Below are 18,626 nucleotides of genomic sequence, written 5' to 3'. Positions count from 1 at the left end.
TCTCCCGCACGTCGGCCCCGTCCGGCACCCTTGGCGCGTCAGGTATGTCAGGCGTATCGGGTGTATCGGCCACAGGCCCCCCTCCCGGCCGGGCCCTCCTCGCCGCCTCGGTACGGCGTCCGGGCCCCGGCGTCTCGTTCGCCCGCCGACCATGATCAACGCGGCGCGGTCCCGGACACGCTAGTACCGTGCGCTGGGCGTCAGCGCGCTCCGGCGGCACTGTGGCAGGACCGTGACACTCCGGGGCCGGCACCACGGACTCCGGCACCACCGGAGGAGGGCGCCGGATTCTCAGACCGCTCAGAGAGCCGTCGGCACCCAGTCGGGCAGTGACTCCGTGTTCCGGACCCAGCTCTCCGGCGGCGCCCCCGTCCGCCCCGCACCCAGCACTCCCCCGACGATCGCGCAGTTGGTGTCGACGTCCCCGCCCGCCTGAGCGGTCGCCCAGAACGCCTCCTCGTAGTCGCCGAGGTTCCGGGCGGCGGCCCACAGGGCGAACGGCACCGTGTCGTGCGCGCTGGTCCTGCGTCCGCACCCCAGCACGGCCGCGACCGTGGTCACGTCGGCGTAGTCGAGCATGCCGCGGGCCCGGCGCAGGCCGGCCTGGACGGCGCTGCGCGGCACCAGGTCGACGACGGCGTCGAGCAGGGCCCCGGGCTCCGGCGGCTCCGGTGGCGCGGCCACGAGGGCGGCGGCCGCGGCGACTGCCATGGCGCCTACGACGGCCTCGCGGTGCTGGTGGGTGGGGTAGGCGGAGATCTCGGCCTGGTGTGCGGCCTGCTCCGGGTCGTCGGCGTACCAGGCGCCCAGCGGGGCGATCCGCATGGCCGCGCCGTTGCCCCACGACCCCTGCCCGTTGAACAGCGCGGCGGACAGCTCCCGCCAGTCGCCGCCCTCCCTGACCAGCCGCAGCAGCCTGTTGACGGCGGGGCCGTAGCCGCGGTCGAAGTCGTGGTGGTCGGCGAAGGAGCCGGCCAGGGCGTCCTGGTCGATGCGGCCGTGGCGGGCGAGCACGGCCAGCACCGAGCAGGCCATTTCCGTGTCGTCCGTCCAGCACCAGGGGCCCTCGGGGAGTTCCCGCCGCTTCAGCAGCGGATAGTTCGCCGGTACGAAGAACTGGGAGCCGAGGGCGTCTCCCACGGCCAGTCCCCGCAGGCTGGCCAGTGCTCTCTCAAAGCGCGGGTCGTCCGCACCGGTCCGGTCGCTCGGGCGGGGGGAGGGGTCAGCGATCATCGCACAGTCACTCTAATGGGTGAGGTCGTAGGGTTCGGGGGTGCACCAGCGCTCGAAGGGCCGGTCGAGCCGGTATTTACCGTCGTCCCCCAGCATGAGCGTCCTCGAATCCGCGTTCCCCGGGTTGGACAGTGACTCGAACTCCGCGACCGTCCAGTGGAACCACCTCATGCAGAACAGCCGCATCGTCAGCCCGTGGGTGACGATCAGGACGTTCGGCGGATGGTCCGGCTTCTCGAAACTGCGGTAGAGGCTCTCCAGGAAGGCCCCCACCCGGTCGTAGACATCGGCCCCGGACTCGCCCTGCGCGAATCGGTAGAAGAAGTGCCCGTACGCGTCCCGGTACGCCTTCTGCAGCCGGACGTCCTCCCGGTCCTGCCAGTTCCCCCAGTCCTGCTCGCGCAGTCTGGGCTCCTCCCGTACCCGCACCAGCGAGGGGTCGAGTCCGAGGCGGTGGAACGTCTCATGCGTGCGCCGGTACGGGGAGACGTAGGCGCTGACCCGCTCCTGCCCGAACAGCCGGCGCATCCGCACCCCGGCCTCCTCGGCCTGTTTGCGTCCGGTCGCGGTGAGTCGCAGTGCGTGATCGGGCTCCCGTTCGTACACCGTGTCGTCGGCATTGCCCTCCGACTCTCCGTGCCGGATCAGGACAATGCGCCGAGGTCGTGCCATGCCGCAACCCTAGATCGAACGGGGCTCGTACGGGCGCCCGTGCCCGCGATGTGACGACCCCGACTCGGCAATCCAGTAGATATCGGGCAGTCGGCGCCCGGCAACCCGTGGAGACGGAGCACCTGCGCCGACACGGCGCCGGTGCGCGGTCACACCGTCCAGGTCGGCTCCAGGTCCACCACGTCTCCGGCGAGCGCGGCGAGGTCCGCCTCCGTCTGGGCGCGCAGGGACAGGCGCTCTATCCGCTCCGCGCGGTATTTGCCGTGCTCGGCGGCCGACCGCCACATGGACAGCACCAGGAACTCGTTCCCGGGAGCCTCCCCGAACAGCCCGCGCAGCATCCCGGGCGAGCCCGCCATCGCCGGGTTCCAGACCTTCTCCTGCATGAGAACGAAATTGTCGACGCGGTCGGGGTGCACCCTGCAGTGGGCGACCCGTACGACATCGGCGTCCGTGAAGCGCGGCTCGAAGCCGGTCTTCACATCGAAGCGATGGTCGAACAGCTTGACCTGCGCGTTCGTGAAGGTCCCCAGTTGCGAGGAGCCGAGGCGGTCGTGGGAGCGCGCCATGAAGGAGTCGTAGAAGGCACGGCTCTCCCAGAAGGCGAATATGTGCGCCACCCCGGGGCGCCCCCGGCTCCATCCGCCGCTCTGCCCCCGGAAGCCCGGCTCGCCGAGCAACCCCGCCCATCTCCGCTGTCCCCGCTCGAACCCCCTACGGTCCACCACGGTGCAGCGAGTCCACTTGACCAGCACCGCGCCATCGTACGGGGCCCCGCGCGCCCTTGGTCCCTCCCTGGTGAGCGGCGTCCGCGGGGACCGGTCCACCGGCCCCCTCGGGCGGCCGTTCACGGAAACCGCCGGACCCCGAGCGCGGTGACGATCGGGCCCGTGCCGGGTCGGCCGCCCTTCTCCCTCTCCCCCGGTCTCCGCGAAGCGGAACGGCTCCGGACGGCGACCGCATGTGATCATGGAAAAGATCAGGCCATCCGGAACGGAAACGCGGGCCTGCCGGGGCATCGGGCGTGACAACATCGGAGGTTGTGCCTGCCGGTCGTAATGAAGGGGGAATGCCTGGTGAGCGATCTCAACAAGGGGCTCAGGAAGGTCCAGATCACACTCAAGTGGGACCCCAGTCCTCTCGGTGAGGAGGACGACGACCTCGACATCATCGCCGCTACCTACACCGGCACGGGCCCGTACGGCGAGCCGGCCTACCTCGTGCACTTCGACAGCCGCTCGCCCGACGGCACCATCACGCTCGACCGGGACAGCCGCACCGGGCAGGGCCTGGGCATCGACGAGGCCGTGACCCTGGAGCTGGAGCGCATGGCCCCGGTGTACACACGGGTCGTCGTGGGCATCGCGATACAGCAGGGCGCGTCCCGTAAGCCGTTCGGCCGCATCAGGCGGGCCTCCTACCGCATCGCCGAGGGATACACGGAACTCGGCGGCGGTGACTTCACGCCGGTGGCCGACGCCACGGCCGCGACCGTCGCCGAGTTCTTCCGCGACGAGTCGGGCGCGTGGCGTCTGAGGTCCTCCCTGCGCGGGTTCGACACCGACCCCAGGAACTTCGCCCGGGTGATGGGCAAGGAGTGACGGCGCCTCGCGACGAGGGAGCCCGAGGGGCGGCGAGCCGATGGCTCGCCGCCCCTCGCTCTGCCCCGCGGCCCTGCGCTGCGCGTGCCGGAAGACCGGTAGGAGGGGCGTCGGCCACGGGAAGGGCGGTGGAGCCGACGACCCGGCTCCACCGCCCTGACCCGCAGGACTCACACCCCGGCGGTGCTCAGTATCAGCTGCAGCCGCTCGTCGAGCCGCAGCCCTCGCAGATGTAGCAGGAGCCGGCGCGCTGCATCTTCGTGCCGCAGGAGAAGCAGAGCGGCGCGTCGGCCTGGATGCCGAGCTGCATCTCGACGAGTTCGGCCGAGGTGTGCGCCTCCTGCGGGGCGGGCTGGGCGGCCTCCGGCTTCGGGGCGGCGACGACCGCCTTCAGTTCCTGCTGCCGGGGGGCGGACTGGGCCAGGCCCTCCACGTCCACGTCCTCGTCGTCGACGGACTGCTCGTAGGAGCCGGTCTCCAGGTGCCGCTGACGTTCCTCGGCAGAGTGGATGCCGAGGGCGGAGCGGGTCTCGAACGGCAGGAAGTCCAGCGCCAGGCGGCGGAAGATGTAGTCGACGATCGACTGGGCCATCCGCACGTCCGGGTCGTCCGTCATGCCCGCGGGCTCGAAGCGCATGTTCGTGAACTTCGAGACGTACGTCTCCAGCGGGACGCCGTACTGCAGGCCGACGGAGACGGCGATGGAGAAGGCGTCCATCATGCCCGCAAGGGTCGAACCCTGCTTGGACATCTTCAGGAAGACCTCGCCCAGACCGTCGTCGGGGTAGGAGTTGGCCGTCATGTAACCCTCGGCGCCCCCCACCGTGAACGAGGTGGTGATGCCGGGCCGTCCCTTGGGGAGGCGCTTGCGCACCGGGCGGTACTCGACGACCTTCTCGACCTTGGCCGGCTCGACCGCCTTCTCCGCGGCGGGCTCGGCCTTCCGGTCCTTCTTCTTGGCGGAGAGCGGCTGGCCCACCTTGCAGTTGTCGCGGTAGATGGCGAGCGCCTTGACGCCCATCTTCCAGGCCTCGAAGTAGACCTCTTCGACGTCCTCGACCGTGGCGGACTCGGGCAGGTTCACCGTCTTGGAGAGGGCGCCGGAGATCCACGGCTGGATCGCCGCCATCATGCGGACGTGGCCCATCGCGGAGATGGAGCGCTCGCCCATGGCGCAGTCGAAGACCTCGTAGTGCTCCTGCTTGAGCCCCGGGGCGTCGATCACGTTGCCGTGCTCGGCGATGTGGGCGACGATCGCCTCGATCTGCTCCGGCTGGTAGCCGAGGCGGCGCAGCGCCTGCGGAACGGTTCCGTTGACGATCTGCATCGAGCCGCCGCCGACCAGCTTCTTGAACTTGACCAGCGCGAGGTCGGGCTCGAGGCCGGTGGTGTCGCAGGACATCGCCAGGCCGATGGTGCCGGTCGGGGCGATGACGGACGCCTGGGAGTTGCGGAAGCCGTTCTTCTCGCCGAGGCGGATCACGTCCTGCCAGGCCTCCGTGGCGGCGGCCCAGATCGGGGTGTCCAGGTCGTCCGTGCGGACGGCCGTCGCGTTGGCGTCGGCGTGCTGCTTCATGACGCGCTTGTGGGGCTCGGCGTTGCGGGCGTAGCCCTCGTACGGGCCCACGACGGCGGCGAGTTCGGCGGAGCGGCGGTAGGACGTTCCCGTCATCAGCGAGGTGATGGCACCTGCCAGGGCGCGGCCGCCGTCGGAGTCGTAGGCGTGGCCGGTGGCCATGAGCAGGGCGCCGAGGTTGGCGTAGCCGATGCCCAGCTGGCGGAAGGCGCGGGTGTTGACGCCGATCTTCTCGGTCGGGAAGTCGGCGAAGCAGATGGAGATGTCCATCGCCGTGATGACGAGTTCGACGACCCTGGAGAAGCGCTCGATGTCGAAGGACTGGTGGCCCTCGCCGTCGTCCTTGAGGAACTTCATCAGGTTCAGCGAGGCGAGGTTGCAGGACGTGTTGTCCAGGTGCATGTACTCGCTGCACGGGTTCGAGCCGTTGATGCGGCCGGACTCGGGGCAGGTGTGCCAGCGGTTGATGGTGTCGTCGTACTGGATGCCGGGGTCCGCGCAGGCCCAGGCGGCCTCGGCCATCTTGCGGAAGAGCGCCTTGGCCTCGACCTCTTCGATGACGTCACCGGTCATCCGGGCGCGCAGTCCGAACTTGCCGCCGCTCTCCACGGCCTTCATGAACTCGTCGTTCACACGGACCGAGTTGTTGGCGTTCTGGTACTGGACGGACGTGATGTCGTCGCCGCCCAGGTCCATGTCGAAGCCCGCGTCGCGCAGGGCGCGGATCTTCTCCTCCTCCTTCACCTTGGTCTCGATGAAGTCCTCGATGTCGGGGTGGTCGACGTCGAGGATGACCATCTTGGCCGCGCGGCGGGTGGCGCCGCCGGACTTGATGGTTCCCGCGGAGGCGTCGGCCCCGCGCATGAAGGAGACCGGGCCGGAGGCGTTGCCGCCGGAGGAGAGGAGTTCCTTGGAGGAGCGGATGCGGGAGAGGTTCAGGCCGGCGCCGGAGCCGCCCTTGAAGATCATGCCCTCTTCCTTGTACCAGTCGAGGATCGACTCCATGGAGTCGTCGACGGAAAGGATGAAGCAGGCGGAGACCTGCTGGGGCTGCGGCGTGCCGACGTTGAACCACACCGGGGAGTTGAAGCTGAAGATCTGGTGGAGCAGGGCGTGGGCAAGCTCGTGCTCGAAGATCTCGGCGTCGGCGGGGGAGGCGAAGTAGCCGTGGTCCTCGCCGGCCTTGCGGTACGTCTTCACGATGCGGTCGATGAGCTGCTTGAGGCTCGTCTCGCGCTGCGGGGTGCCGACCGCGCCGCGGAAGTACTTGCTGGTGACGATGTTGACCGCGTTCACCGCCCAGAAGGCGGGGAACTCGACGCCACGCTGCTCGAAGTTGACCGAGCCGTCGCGCCAGTTGGTCATGACGACGTCACGGCGCTCCCATTCCACCTCGTCGTACGGGTGCACGCCGGGGGTGGTGTGGATGCGCTCGATGCGCAGGCCCTTGCTCGCCTTGCCGCTCTTGGCGCGGGAACCTCGTGCCGGGCCGCTCGTCGTCTCTGTCATGTGCCGCCTCCCATATGCGGGCGAAAACGCCCTGATGTGCCCAAATCTTCCGGGGCACGGTGTCTGTCTTCTGCCCGGGACGCGTCGGCGCATCCCGGACGGGTCCGGTGTGCCGCCGTGTCAGTCGGCGGCGGTGGCGGACACGGGGACCTGGGCCCCAGGGGCCCCTTCGGTCTCTCCCGTTCCACTGTGGGCGGGGGGCCGCCCGGCACGCAGCTCCGCGATCGCGGCCTCGAAGTCCTCGAGCGAGTCGAAGGCCCGGTAGACGGAGGCGAACCGCAGATACGCGACGAGGTCGAGTTCCTGCAACGGGCCGAGTATGGCCAGCCCCACGTCGTGCGTCGTCAGCTCGGCGCTGCCGGTGGCACGCACCGCCTCCTCGACCCGCTGGCCGAGCTGGGCGAGCGCGTCCTCCGTGACGGGCCTCCCCTGGCACGCCTTGCGCACGCCATTGATGACCTTGGTCCGACTGAAGGGCTCGGTCACCCCGCTCCGCTTGACCACCATCAGCGAGCAGGTCTCCACCGTGGTGAAACGGCGGGAGCAGTCGGGGCACTGACGGCGCCTGCGGATCGACGTGCCGTCATCGGTCGTACGACTGTCGACGACCCGGCTGTCGGGGTGCCTGCAGAAGGGGCAGTGCATCGTTCCCAACCCTCCTTCACAGCACGACTGAACGGCCTCGCCAGGGCCTTCCGACCCCCCGCGAAGCAGCCACCAGCATAGGCGATGCCGGAGCGCCCGGAGCACCAAGGACCACAACTTCTGGGCGGCAACTTCAATCCAACCACTACATCTGGGGTTTCGCTGCCGAATCGAACCCTTGGCGTGTCGCACTTTCCGGCCATTGGCAGGGCATGCGCGCAGGACCGGCCGAAGGGACCGGCGAAGCCTTCGCGGGGACGAGCAGAGACTACGGGAGAGAACACCCCTCCGGCACAGGGGGGCGGGGTGCCGCACCGGGGCGAGGTCCCGCCGAACAACCGGAGCGGGCCGTTCACCCCGGTATGCCGGAAGTTCGAGAGCATCGCTATACACCCTGTCGCATGATCACGTAAGGCCTATTGCGAAATTTCACTCGAACGTGTGTTTGGCGCAACCTTTCGATAGCAACTACCGTTGTCGAGCTAGGGAGAACATACGAGAGGGGCCGCCGTGACCACCACCGCAGACAGCGCCACCATCACCGCCCAGAACCGCTCCCAGAGCCGACTCGACCCGGTGCATGCCATGAACGACGCAGCCACGAACCACGAGGGGCAGAAGCCCGCACGCTCGCTGCCGGGCCGGCCTCCGGGAATCCGCGCGGACAGCACCGGGCTCACGGACCGGCAGCGTCGGGTCATCGAGGTGATCAGGGACTCCGTGCAGCGCCGCGGATACCCTCCGTCGATGCGGGAGATCGGCCAAGCGGTCGGCCTGTCCAGTACGTCGTCCGTCGCACACCAGCTCATGGCGCTGGAGCGCAAGGGATTCCTGCGCCGTGACCCGCACCGCCCCCGGGCTTACGAAGTGCGCGGCTCCGACCAGCCGAGCGCGCAGCCCACCGACACCGCGGGCAAGCCCGCCGCGTCGTACGTGCCGCTGGTCGGCCGGATCGCCGCCGGTGGTCCCATCCTCGCCGAGGAATCGGTCGAGGACGTGTTCCCCCTCCCCCGGCAGCTCGTCGGTGACGGTGAGCTCTTCGTCCTCAAGGTCGTCGGTGACTCGATGATCGAGGCCGCCATCTGCGACGGTGACTGGGTGACGGTCCGCCGACAGCCGGTCGCCGAGAACGGCGACATCGTGGCAGCCATGCTGGACGGCGAAGCCACGGTGAAGCGGTTCAAGCGCGAGGACGGCCATGTCTGGCTGCTGCCGCACAACTCCGCGTACCAGCCTATCCCCGGTGACGAGGCGACGATCCTCGGCAAGGTGGTGGCGGTACTGCGCCGGGTGTGACACCGACACACCCCGACCGACCGGGCCCCGGAACCAACTGCGCCGGTTCCGGGGCCCAGCCATGTCCCCTCGATCGACAGGGCGCCGGTCAGGCTCCGGAGGACGGGTCGGAGGACGCCTTCGCCGCGGCGTCGATCACAGCCAGGGAACGGCGCACCTGATTGCGGTCCACTGTGTACCAGAAGTCCGGCATAGAGGCGCGCAGATAGCTGCCGTAGCGGGCCGTGGCCAGCCTCGGATCCAGCACGGCGACCACACCCCTGTCCCCCGAGGCCCGGACCAGGCGGCCCGCGCCCTGCGCCATAAGCAGGGCCGCGTGCGTGGCGGCGACCGCCATGAAGCCGTTGCCGCCCGCCTCCTCGACTGCCTTCTGTCGGGCACTCATCAGAGGATCGTCGGGCCGCGGGAACGGGATCTTGTCCATGACCACCAGCTGGCAGCTCGCGCCCGGCACGTCCACGCCCTGCCAGAGCGAGAGCGTGCCGAACAGGCAGGTTCCGGGATCGGCCGCGAAGTTCTTGATCAGCTCGCCCAGCGTCTCCTCGCCCTGCAGCAGGATGGGGAACTCAGGGATGCGGGACCGCAGTTCCTCCGCGGCCGACTGGGCGCCGCGCATCGAGGAGAAGAGCCCGAGCGTACGGCCGCCCGCGGCCCGGATCAGCTCGGTGAGCTCGTCGAGCATGTCACCGCGCTCACCGTCGCGCGCCGGCCGGGACAGATGCTTTGCGACATACAGGATGCCCTGCTTGGGATAGTCGAAGGGGGACCCGACGTCGATCCCCCGCCACACCGGGATGTCCTCCCCCTCGGTGCCTTCCGGAGCCAGGCCCAGCGAGGCGCCCACACCGTTGAAGTCACCGCCGAGCTTGAGCGTGGCGGAGGTGAGGACGACGGATCGGTCCTCGAAGAGCTTCTCCCTCAGCAGGCCCGAGACCGACAGCGGGGCGACACGCAGCGAGGCGCCGAAACGGTCGTGCCGTTCGTACCAGACGACGTCGTACTCTGAGCCGCCCGCGATGCGCTCCGCGACGGCGTGCACGTTCTCGACGGCGGCCAGGGCCTGTTTGCGCACCGCGTCCTCGTCCTGGACGGATTTGTCGCGCGTGGAGCCGAGTGCCGAGATCACCGTGCGCGCCGCGTCGCGGAGCGCCATCAGGCAGTACGACAGGTCCTCAGGGATCTTCTCCAGCCGGCCGGGCAGAGCGAGCTCCATCAGCCGTTCGAAGGATTCGGCGGCGGTCTGCAGCGCGTCCGCGACCTTCTCGTCGACCAGCTTCGCGGCCCTGCGGACGGCGCGGTTGACCTGGCCGGGGGTGAGTTCGCCGGTGGCGACACCGGTGACGCGGGAGACCAGTTCGTGGGCCTCGTCGACGATCAGCACCTCGTGCTGCGGCAGCACGGGCGCACCCTCGATGGCGTCGATGGCCAGCAGCGCGTGGTTGGTGACGACGACATCGGCGAGCTTGGCGCGCTCCCGGGCGGCCTCGGCGAAGCACTCCGCGCCGTACGCGCACTTCGACGCGCCGAGGCACTCGCGGGAGGACACCGACACCTGGGACCAGGCACGGTCCGAGACACCCGGGCTCAGACCGTCCCGGTCGCCCGTCTCCGTCTCGTCGGCCCAGTCGCGCAGCCGCAGCAGGTCCTTGCCCAGCTTGCTGGTGGGCGCGGCGGCCTCGAACTGGTCGAAGAGGGCGTCCTCCTCGTCGTCCGGCATGCCCTCGTGGAGGCGGTGCAGACACAGGTAGTTGGAACGGCCCTTGAGCATGGCGTACTGGGGGCGACGGCGCAGCAGCGGGTGCAGTGCCTCGACCGTACGCGGAAGGTCACGCTCGACCAGCTGGCGCTGCAGCGCCAGCGTGGCGGTGGCGACGACGACATGCTCCCCGTGGGCCAGCGCCGGCACCAGATAGCCGAGCGATTTGCCGGTGCCTGTGCCGGCCTGGATCAACAGGTGGGAGCCGTCCTCGACGGCCTGGCCGACGGCTTCGGCCATGGCGACCTGACCAGGTCTTTCCACGCCGCCGACGGCGGTGACGGCGGCATGGAGGAGCTCGGGGAGTGAAGGCTTCGTCATAGGTCGACCAGCCTACGGTGCGGCACTGACAAGCGGGGGGTCACCGCTCGGGAAAGCGGCCGGGCACCGTGGCGGGGACGGCGGTGCCGCTGTGCGGATTCGGTGGGAGGAGGTGGCGCAGCGCACGGTCCCGGATCATGAGGGCCGCGCGCTTGTCGGGGAGGTCGGCCTCGGCCGCGAACCGGAAGCCCGCGCCCAGGAAGGCCGCGATGGACGGCGCGTTGCGGAGGTCGGGTTCCGCGATGACGCGGGCGCACCGCGGGCGTTTGTCGAACACCAGGTCGGCGACGGCTCGCAGCAGTGTGGTGCCGATGCCGCGGCCCCGGTCGGCCACGCCTCCGACGAGGAGGTGGAGGCCGGTGTCGTGGGGGCGTGCCGGGTAGTGGCGGGCCACGGTGTCGAGATCGGCACGGTAGATCTCCCAGTAGCTCATCGGTGTGCCGCCGAGGACTCCGAGGCAGGGGATGCTGCGGCCGTCCCCCGCCAGCTGGGACTCGAGGTGGGCGGCGGTGGTCCCGGCCGGACCGTCGAGACCCCAGAACGGGGCGACCGCCGGGTCGTTCATCCAGCGGGTGAGGAGCGGCAGGTCGCGCTCGACGCGCACGGGTACGAGCTGGAAGACGCCGGCGGGGGTGGTGACGGGACCCCAGCCGGGGACGGAGTCGAGCAGGTCGCCCGTCCCGGGTCCGGGGTCGGGGGGCTCGGGATCCTCTTCGAGGAGCGGGATCACCTCCTCGGTGAGGTGCAGGTCGATGGTGTCGTCGAGGGCGTCGTCGGTGCTGCCCGACGGGGCGCCGTTCCCGGTGACGGCTTCCTGCCCGGGGCCGGTTTCGATGCCTCGCACGGTGACGTCCTCCTCTCGTGTGCCGGGGTGGCGTTCATGCGTGCAGGGGGTTGGCGATCGTGACGTAGACGGACTGGGTGTCGACGGGTCCGACGAGTTCGTCGAGGCCGTGCAGCCGGGTGAGCAGATTGGCCTTGCAGCGCAGGACGGGCGAGTCGAGGAGGCGTTCCGGCAGGGGGGAACCGAGTGCGGTGGCGTCCGCGAGGAAGCGGCGGAACGCGGCCAGGAGGACACGTTCGTCGGTCAGGCCCTGGGACCCGAAGGCCCCGATGAGGCCGAGGACGTTGTTGATGCCGAGGTAGTAGGCGAACCGCTCGTCGGTGACCTCGTCGGACACGAACGTGTCGCTGAGGCTGCCGATGCCGGGCAGCCGGGCGTCGAGCGCGGAGCGGTGGGACTCCCGAAAGTAGTAGCCCTGGTTGTCGCGGTAGCGGCCGCCGGCAGGCCAGCCCTCGGTGTCGAGCAGGACGAGGGTGTTCTGCTGGTGCGCCTCGAGGGCGATGCCCGCGGCCCCGTCGAGCCCGAGCACCGGGCGTACGACGGCTTCGAGGTAGCGCAGGAACCACTCCGCGGCCACGGCCGTGGCGGGCCGGCCGGTCCGGGTGGCGAGACGGTCCACGGTCCTGGCGAGACGGGAACGCATGACGGGCTCGCCTGGCCAGGGACGTGGTGAGGTGAGCCCGGCGACGCAGACGGCGTCGTCGCCGGGGCCGAAGGGGTTGTGCCTGAGCATGGCGTCGAGGCCGGGCACGGGTGTTCCGCCGGGTCCGTCGACCGCCAGCCAGGCGGGGTCCCTGACGATGTCGAAGCCGGGGTGCGCGGACTGCCACCGCTCGGTCAGCCAGGTCCGCAGCAGCCGGTGCACCTCGGTGCCGCGGTGGAGTTCCTTGCGGAGGTTCTCGCGGCGGGAATTGGTGATGCGCAGGCCGAGGGAGAGTTTCAGCATCACCGGAGCGCCGGGCCGGTGGACGGTGCGTACGGAGGAGGTGGGGTGCCAGGGCTCGCCGTGGGCGCCGAGGTCGTGGAGGAGTCCCGCTTCGAGGAGGGCCGCGACGTCGGGGCGGTGCCTCAGCTCGTGTGCCTGCCAGGGGTGCAGAGGCAGCAGGGCGGTGTGGTCGGGGACCCGGAGGCCTTCGCCGGCGAGTCGCGCGGTGAGCACTGCGGCGGGCACCGGGCGGCCGCGCTCTGTCCAAGCGGAGTCGGTGGCCAGCACGGAGTGGTCCACACCTATCCAGTGCAGGGGGAAGGAGCCGCGCAGTTCGGGTGAGTAGAGCCGTGTCTCGGCCTCGGAGAGACCTTCGCGGCTCTTGGGGGTCGGGTGCATCGGGTGGCCGAGCAGCAGGGACTGCTCGGCGCTGAGGAACAGCTCCTCCGCCCTGTCGCCGGGCGAGGCCCGGCGGTCGGCGATGAAGACGGCGGTGCGCAGGACGGAGTCCGCGACGCGGGCCACGAGATCGGTGCCCGCCTCACGGTGCGGGCCCGGCGCCGGCGCGGTCCCCGCGTGCCCGGCCGTGACAGGTGTGGCCGTGTCCGACGCACCCGCACCCGCACCCGCACCCGCACCCGCACCCGCACCCGGGGAGCGTGACGCGACTGCCGCCTCTCGTGCGAGGAGCGCGGCGACGGTGACCGCGTCCGCCTCGGGCGCGCGGTGCGGGGCGGCTTCGAGCCTGGCCGGCCCGAAGCGGTGCCAGCCCGTGGCCGACCAGTACCGCACGGGTACGACGAGCGCCGATCCGCAGGCGGGGAGCGGCAGGCGCAGCTCCGCCCCCGACGGCCGGGGGATGTCGTGCTCGCGGACCCAGCAGCGGAGCAGGTTCTCGACCGCGGCGGCCTCCGCCGCCCTGCGGGGATCGGCGTCGTCGAGCGGATCGGAAGCCTCGTCGCCGGCTCCGGTGACCCGTGGAAGCCGCGGGCTCACGGCCGGGTCCGTGCCCGTGGCACGGCGACGTGTCACCGCGTCCCCCGCGGCGTCGCGCGACTCGCGGGCGCCGTCGAGCTGGCGCGGGACGGTGGGGGCCGACTCCGTCGGTGGCCGGGCGCCGGACGGGGCCGGACGGGCGGTTCCCGTTCGGAGTTCGGCCGGGACCGCGCCGGTCGCGGTGGCCTCCGGGGTCTTCGTGTCGTTTCCGGGCGTCCGGATCGCGGGAGTACCGGCCTGGGGGCTGGGGTTCACGGGGCCTTCCTTGTATGAGGGGGCGGTGCGGACCGTGCGGCGGCAGCGGCCGGAGGCTGAAGGGCTGGAGGGCTGAAGGGCTGAAGGGCTGAAGGGCTGGAGGGCTGGAGTCAACGGGGTGGTGCGTAGGTGCGTACGGCGGCGGCCAGCGCGTCGGCGAGACGGTCGAGCACCGCCGAGGCCTGTTCGTCGGTGATGATGAGCGGCGGCAGCAGTCGTACGACGCAGGCGTGGCGGCCGCCGAGTTCGACGATCAGGCCGCGGCGCAGGCATTCCCGCTGCACGGCGGCCGCCAGTCGGGGCGCGGCGGGCGGTGGGCCGGAGGAGGACGGGTCCGCGGCCCCGGGGTCGACGAGCTCCACGCCGAGCATCAGCCCTCTCCCGCGTACGTCCCCGACGCAGTCGAACTCGGCGGCGAGGCGCTGGAGCTCACGCTTCATCCGGGCGCCCAGCACGCGCGCACGCTCCGCGAGCCCGTTCTCCCGCACGTGGGCGAGGGTGGCGGCGCCCGCGGCCATGGCGAGCTGGTTGCCGCGGAAGGTGCCGGCATGGGCACCGGGCTGCCATACGTCGAGGTCTTCCCGGTAGACGATGACGGCGAGCGGCAGGCTGCCGCCGATGGCCTTGGAGAGCACCATCACATCGGGTACGACGCCGCTGTGCTGCACCGCCCAGAAGGCCCCGGTGCGTCCGACGCCCGTCTGCACCTCGTCGGCGATCAGCGGGACGGAGCGTTCTTCGGTGATCCTCCGCATCGTGCGCACCCAGGAGTCCGGTGCGGGGACGACCCCGCCCTCACCCTGCACGGGTTCGAGGATCATCCCGGCGGGTGCGCCCACCCCGCTCTTGGGGTCGTCGAGCAGGCTCTCGGTGAGGCGGGCGGCGAGTTCGGCGCCGCGCTCGCCGCCGGCACCGAAGGGGCAGCGGTAGTCCTGCGGGTACGGCAGCCGGGTGACCCGGGGCTCCCGGGCGCCGCCGGAGACGTCGAGGGCGCCGGCGGTCATGCCGTGGTAGGCGCCGGTGAAGGCGAGGACTCCGCTGCGGCCGGTCGCGGTGCGCACGAGTTTGAGCGCGGCCTCCACGGCGTCGGTGCCGGCCGGCCCGCAGAACTGGACCCGGGCTCGGTCGGCGAGCCCGCACGGCAGCGTGGCGAACAGTTCGGTGACGAAGGCGTCCTTGACGGGGGTGGCGAGGTCGAGGACTTGGAGCGGGGCGCCGGAGTCGAGGACCTTCCTGATGGCTTCGAGGACGACCGGGTGGTTGTGGCCGAGCGCCAGGGTTCCGGCTCCGGAGAGGCAGTCCAGGTAGCGGCGGCCGTCGGCGCCCTCGATCGTCAGACCCCTGGCCCGCACGGGCACGACGGGGAGCGAGCGGGCATAGGTCCGGGCCGCCGATTCGCGCAGCGACTGCCTCCGCAGGATCTCCTCGTACGCGGGGGCGATCCCGCCGCGCACGGTCCCGTCACCGGTTCCGCCGGAGCCGGACCGCCGCGGGATCACGCCGGGAGCGTTGCCGGCTTTCTGGGACGGTGCGGCAGACGGTGCTGCCACCCGCGCGGGTTCGGTCACGGCCACGGAACTCGGTCCTTCCGGTGGTGTCGCTCCAGGGGCGGCCGCACCGCCGGACGTACGGCTCGGGCCTCCGTACCTACCAACGACGCGGCTCGCGGCGGATCACGGTCACGCGGAAGATCCTTGGCCCAGGAACCAAGAGCCGGTCGGACGCCGTCCCCTACGACACCGGCATGGTGGAGTCCCTGTCGGTGCACCGTGACCGGCCGGGTGGGGAGCCCGGCCGGCTCAGGGGTTCGAGCGTTGTCCAGGGGGAGTCACACGATGCGATCGATCCGTCCACCCTCCGCCGCACGCGGCGGTACGAGTGTGTCCGGCGGCCGGTCACGCCCGAGCGGCCACGCGCCCGGGGCCCGGGAAGAGGAGGGCGGTCCCGGGGGCCGTTCACCGGATCTCGCGAATCGGACCCCATGCCGTGCGAGAGCTTCCCAACGGGCATAGTGGGGGGCCGCACTTCGGCTTCGAAGACGGCTGCCGGGATGCTGATCGAGTGACGTGTACATGGCGGCTTACCGCCCGCACAACTCACCCACCGGATCTCACAACTGTAAAAAAAGAACCTATCGGGGGTTTCTGCACAATGCGATCCATACGTCCGCTGGTGGTCGCCACCGGGCTTGTCACCGCCCTGACTCTCACCGCCACGGCCTGCGGTCCGTCCGAGGACGAGGCGAACGCCAAGCCGAGCTCCACCGCCTCCCAGGCCGCCGGCAGCGACGCCGGGGATCTGGCCGACATCGCCGACCGGCTCAAGGAGCACGGCATCGACGTCGACAAGTGGAAGAACGGCGCCTGGAAGAACTGGGACAAGGACGACTGGCTGCGCGAGGCGAAGGACTTCGTCAACCCGGTCATCGAAGGCCTGTGGAAGCCGGAGCGGATCCAGGAGGCGGAGCCGCCGGCCAGGACGATGTCGGCCAGTGACGCCGCCGCCGACCAGGGTGTGACGGACCCGGAGCCCGAGCCGGTCGAGGCCGAGGCGGAGAAGACGCCGTACCACGACTACGCCGCTCCGGTCGGCAAGATCGTCTTCGACACCCCGGAGGGCCAGGCGGTCTGCTCCGGCACGATCGTCAAGGACCCCGCCAACCCCGGCAAGTCCAACCTGGTGTGGACCGCGGGTCACTGCGTGCACGCGGGCCAGGAGGGCGGCTGGTTCCGCAACATCGCCTTCGTCCCGGCCTACAACGACAGCGCCAGGTCCGCGAACGAACTGAACGGCGCCGCCTCCTCCGAGGTCGCCCCGTACGGCGTGTTCTGGGCCGACTGGGTCACCACCTCCGGCGAATGGATCACTCAGGGCGCCACGACCGGCGGCGCGGGAGCCCCGTACGACTACGCCGTGCTCCACGTGACCCCCGAGGACGGCAGCGGCAAGTCCCTGGAGGAGACCGTCGGCGCCGCGCTGCCGGTCAGCTTCGGCACCCCGGCCGTCGCCGACATCGACGCCATGGGTGCCTGGGGCTACCCGGCCGCTCCGCCGTTCGACGGCGCCAAGATGTACAAGTGCATCGACAAGCCGGGTCGGCTCTCGATCAGCCCCGAGCAGCCCACGATGTACCGCATCGGCTGCACCATGACCGGCGGCTCCTCCGGCGGCGGCTGGTTCGCCGAGCAGGAGGACGGCAAGCTGGCGCTGGTGTCGAACACCTCGATCGGCCCGGTCACCGCCGGCTGGCTCGCCGGACCGAGCCTCGGCGAGGGCGCCGAGGCGGTCTTCACCTCGATGAGCGACAAGTTCGCCGGCCGGAGCTGACCGCGTACGCCGGCCGTGCCGCAGCGCGACACGGCCGGCTCGGCACCGCGGCGGGCACACGCACCGCACACGTCACGCCGCCGCTCACCGCACCAACGCCCGAAGGGCCGCTCCCCCGCGGGGGAGCGGCCCTTCGGGCGTTGGTGACCGGCCGGCGGACCGGGCCGGATCAGGCCGAGACGACCGGCACGAACGGACCGAGGTCCGCCGCCAGCTCCTCGTGCACCCGGGCCTTGAGCAGCGTGCCCTCCGGGGTGTGCTCCTCGGAGATCACCTCGCCCTCGGCGTGCACCCGTGCCACCAGGTCGCCGCGCGTGTAGGGCACGAGCGCCTCGATCCCGACCTCGGGCCGAGGCAGCTCGGCGTCGATCATGGCCAGCAGCTCGGGGATGCCCTCGCCCGTGCGCGCCGACACCGCGATCGAGTGCTTCTCGATGCGCAGCAGCCGCTGCAGGACCAGCGGGTCCGCCGCGTCCGCCTTGTTGATGACCACGATCTCGGGCACGTCCACCGCGCCCACGTCACGGATCACCTCGCGCACCGCGGCCAGCTGCTCCTCCGGCGCCGGGTGCGAACCGTCCACCACGTGGACGATCAGGTCGGAGTCGCCGACCTCCTCCATGGTGGAGCGGAACGCCTCGACGAGATGGTGCGGCAGGTGCCGTACGAAGCCGACGGTGTCGGCCAGGGTGTAGACACGGCCGCTGGGCGTCTCGGCCCGGCGCACGGTCGGGTCGAGGGTGGCGAACAGGGCGTTCTCCACCAGCACGCCGGCGCCCGTGAGGCGGTTGAGCAGCGAGGACTTGCCCGCGTTGGTGTAACCGGCGATGGCGACCGAGGGGACCCTGTTGCGGCGCCGTTCCTGCCGCTTGATCTCCCGGCCCGTCTTCATCTCCGCGATCTCCCGGCGCATCTTCGCCATCTTCTCGCGGATCCGCCGCCGGTCCGTCTCGATCTTGGTCTCACCGGGACCACGGGTGGCCATGCCGCCGCCCGAGGAGCCCGAGCCACCGCCACCCATCTGCCGGGACAGCGACTGGCCCCAGCCGCGGAGCCTGGGCAGCATGTACTGCATCTGGGCGAGCGAGACCTGGGCCTTGCCCTCACGGCTCTTGGCGTGCTGGGCGAAGATGTCGAGGATCAGGGCGGTCCTGTCGACCACCTTCACCTTGACGACGTCTTCGAGGTGGATGAGCTGGCCGGGGCTGAGCTCACCGTCGCACACGACGGTGTCGGCACCGGTCTCCAGCACGATGTCGCGGAGCTCCATCGCCTTGCCGGAGCCGATGTAGGTCGCCGGGTCCGGCTTGTCGCGCCGCTGGATCACGCCGTCCAGCACGAGGGCGCCCGCCGTCTCGGCGAGGGCGGCCAGCTCGGCGAGCGAGTTCTCCGCGTCCTGGATGGTTCCGGAGGTCCAGACGCCGACCAGCACCACGCGCTCCAGGCGCAGCTGTCGGTACTCGACCTCGGTGATGTCCTCGAGTTCGGTCGACAGACCCGCCACACGCCGCAGCGCCGCGCGGTCCGAGCGGTCGTACTGGTCGCCGTCCCGCTCGCCGTCGATCTCGTAGCTCCAGGCGACGTCCTCTTCCATCAGGGCGTCGGCCCGGCGGCCCTCGGTGAATGCGTCCTGGGAAGGGGATGAAGAGGAGGTCATTTGATCCTTTACG

At 71.0% G+C, this 18,626-nt stretch carries 13 protein-coding genes; 3 read left to right on the top strand and 10 right to left on the bottom strand.

The annotated features are described in order from the left end of the window. Positions 1–300: 300 nt before the first annotated feature. The 3 genes from GUY61_RS00210 to GUY61_RS00200 all read right to left on the bottom strand — a co-directional run bounded on the left by GUY61_RS00210 (position 301) and on the right by GUY61_RS00200 (position 2,660). Positions 301–1,233 carry an ADP-ribosylglycohydrolase family protein gene (locus GUY61_RS00210; RefSeq protein WP_166627948.1) on the bottom strand — a complete coding sequence of 311 codons (933 nt, stop codon included), beginning with the start codon at positions 1,231–1,233 and terminating at the stop codon, positions 301–303. Positions 1,234–1,245: 12 nt separating this feature from the next. Next, the gene (locus GUY61_RS00205; protein ID WP_166627947.1) at positions 1,246–1,905 is read right to left on the bottom strand and encodes a histidine phosphatase family protein; all 660 of its coding nucleotides are present in this window, start codon (positions 1,903–1,905) and stop codon (positions 1,246–1,248) included. Between the two features lie 149 nt (positions 1,906–2,054). Then, on the bottom strand, positions 2,055–2,660 hold the full coding sequence (locus tag GUY61_RS00200) for a YdbC family protein (protein WP_166627946.1): 606 nt from the start codon (positions 2,658–2,660) through the stop codon (positions 2,055–2,057). A 321-nt stretch (positions 2,661–2,981) separates the two neighbouring features. Here GUY61_RS00200 and GUY61_RS00195 point away from each other — a divergent pair, with 321 nt between their 5' ends. After that, the gene (locus GUY61_RS00195; protein WP_166627945.1) at positions 2,982–3,506 is read left to right on the top strand and encodes a TerD family protein; all 525 of its coding nucleotides are present in this window, start codon (positions 2,982–2,984) and stop codon (positions 3,504–3,506) included. Between the two features lie 193 nt (positions 3,507–3,699). Here the strand turns inward: GUY61_RS00195 and GUY61_RS00190 are convergent, their stop codons facing one another. Both GUY61_RS00190 and nrdR read right to left on the bottom strand, forming a co-directional pair. Further along, positions 3,700–6,591 (bottom strand): vitamin B12-dependent ribonucleotide reductase, encoded by a 2,892-nt coding sequence (locus tag GUY61_RS00190; protein ID WP_166627944.1) that lies wholly within the window; start codon positions 6,589–6,591, stop codon positions 3,700–3,702. A 120-nt stretch (positions 6,592–6,711) separates the two neighbouring features. Next, positions 6,712–7,236 (bottom strand): transcriptional regulator NrdR, encoded by a 525-nt coding sequence (nrdR, locus tag GUY61_RS00185; RefSeq protein WP_166627943.1) that lies wholly within the window; start codon positions 7,234–7,236, stop codon positions 6,712–6,714. A gap of 510 nt (positions 7,237–7,746) precedes the next feature. On the opposite strand from nrdR, the gene lexA reads away from it, so the two are divergent. Further along, positions 7,747–8,532 carry a transcriptional repressor LexA gene (gene lexA, locus GUY61_RS00180; protein WP_166627942.1) on the top strand — a complete coding sequence of 262 codons (786 nt, stop codon included), beginning with the start codon at positions 7,747–7,749 and terminating at the stop codon, positions 8,530–8,532. Positions 8,533–8,620: 88 nt separating this feature from the next. Here the strand turns inward: lexA and GUY61_RS00175 are convergent, their stop codons facing one another. From GUY61_RS00175 to GUY61_RS00160, 4 genes are all read right to left on the bottom strand, one after another. After that, positions 8,621–10,609: an ATP-dependent DNA helicase gene (locus GUY61_RS00175; RefSeq protein ID WP_166627941.1), complete on the bottom strand. Its 1,989-nt coding sequence runs from the start codon at positions 10,607–10,609 to the stop codon at positions 8,621–8,623. Between the two features lie 40 nt (positions 10,610–10,649). Next, positions 10,650–11,453: a GNAT family N-acetyltransferase gene (locus GUY61_RS00170; RefSeq protein WP_166627940.1), complete on the bottom strand. Its 804-nt coding sequence runs from the start codon at positions 11,451–11,453 to the stop codon at positions 10,650–10,652. Between the two features lie 34 nt (positions 11,454–11,487). After that, positions 11,488–13,629 (bottom strand): IucA/IucC family protein, encoded by a 2,142-nt coding sequence (locus tag GUY61_RS00165; RefSeq protein WP_398953635.1) that lies wholly within the window; start codon positions 13,627–13,629, stop codon positions 11,488–11,490. 110 nt (positions 13,630–13,739) lie between these two features. Beyond that, positions 13,740–15,083 (bottom strand): diaminobutyrate--2-oxoglutarate transaminase family protein, encoded by a 1,344-nt coding sequence (locus tag GUY61_RS00160; RefSeq protein ID WP_166627982.1) that lies wholly within the window; start codon positions 15,081–15,083, stop codon positions 13,740–13,742. 697 nt (positions 15,084–15,780) lie between these two features. Between GUY61_RS00160 and GUY61_RS00155 the strand changes: the two genes are divergently transcribed. After that, positions 15,781–16,956 carry a serine protease gene (locus GUY61_RS00155; RefSeq protein ID WP_166627939.1) on the top strand — a complete coding sequence of 392 codons (1,176 nt, stop codon included), beginning with the start codon at positions 15,781–15,783 and terminating at the stop codon, positions 16,954–16,956. A 169-nt stretch (positions 16,957–17,125) separates the two neighbouring features. Here GUY61_RS00155 and hflX read toward each other — a convergent pair whose 3' ends face one another. Then, positions 17,126–18,613 (bottom strand): GTPase HflX, encoded by a 1,488-nt coding sequence (gene hflX, locus GUY61_RS00150; RefSeq protein ID WP_166627938.1) that lies wholly within the window; start codon positions 18,611–18,613, stop codon positions 17,126–17,128. Positions 18,614–18,626 lie beyond the last annotated feature (13 nt).

Origin of the sequence: Streptomyces sp. GC420 (assembly GCF_009916105.1) — a bacterium.
Lineage (GTDB): Bacteria > Actinomycetota > Actinomycetes > Streptomycetales > Streptomycetaceae > Streptomyces.
This window is presented reverse-complemented; position numbering and strand designations above follow the sequence as displayed.

Bases quoted from the DNA above. Each gene is read 5' to 3' on its own strand.
- GUY61_RS00210 (WP_166627948.1), bottom strand. From the start codon at position 1,233: ATGATCGCTGACCCCTCCCCCCGCCCGAGCGACCGGACCGGTGCGGAC.
- GUY61_RS00205 (WP_166627947.1), bottom strand. From the start codon at position 1,905: ATGGCACGACCTCGGCGCATTGTCCTGATCCGGCACGGAGAGTCGGAG.
- GUY61_RS00190 (WP_166627944.1), bottom strand. From the start codon at position 6,591: ATGACAGAGACGACGAGCGGCCCGGCACGAGGTTCCCGCGCCAAGAGC.
- nrdR (WP_166627943.1), bottom strand. From the start codon at position 7,236: ATGCACTGCCCCTTCTGCAGGCACCCCGACAGCCGGGTCGTCGACAGT.
- GUY61_RS00175 (WP_166627941.1), bottom strand. From the start codon at position 10,609: ATGACGAAGCCTTCACTCCCCGAGCTCCTCCATGCCGCCGTCACCGCC.
- GUY61_RS00155 (WP_166627939.1), top strand. From the start codon at position 15,781: ATGCGATCCATACGTCCGCTGGTGGTCGCCACCGGGCTTGTCACCGCC.
- hflX (WP_166627938.1), bottom strand. From the start codon at position 18,613: ATGACCTCCTCTTCATCCCCTTCCCAGGACGCATTCACCGAGGGCCGC.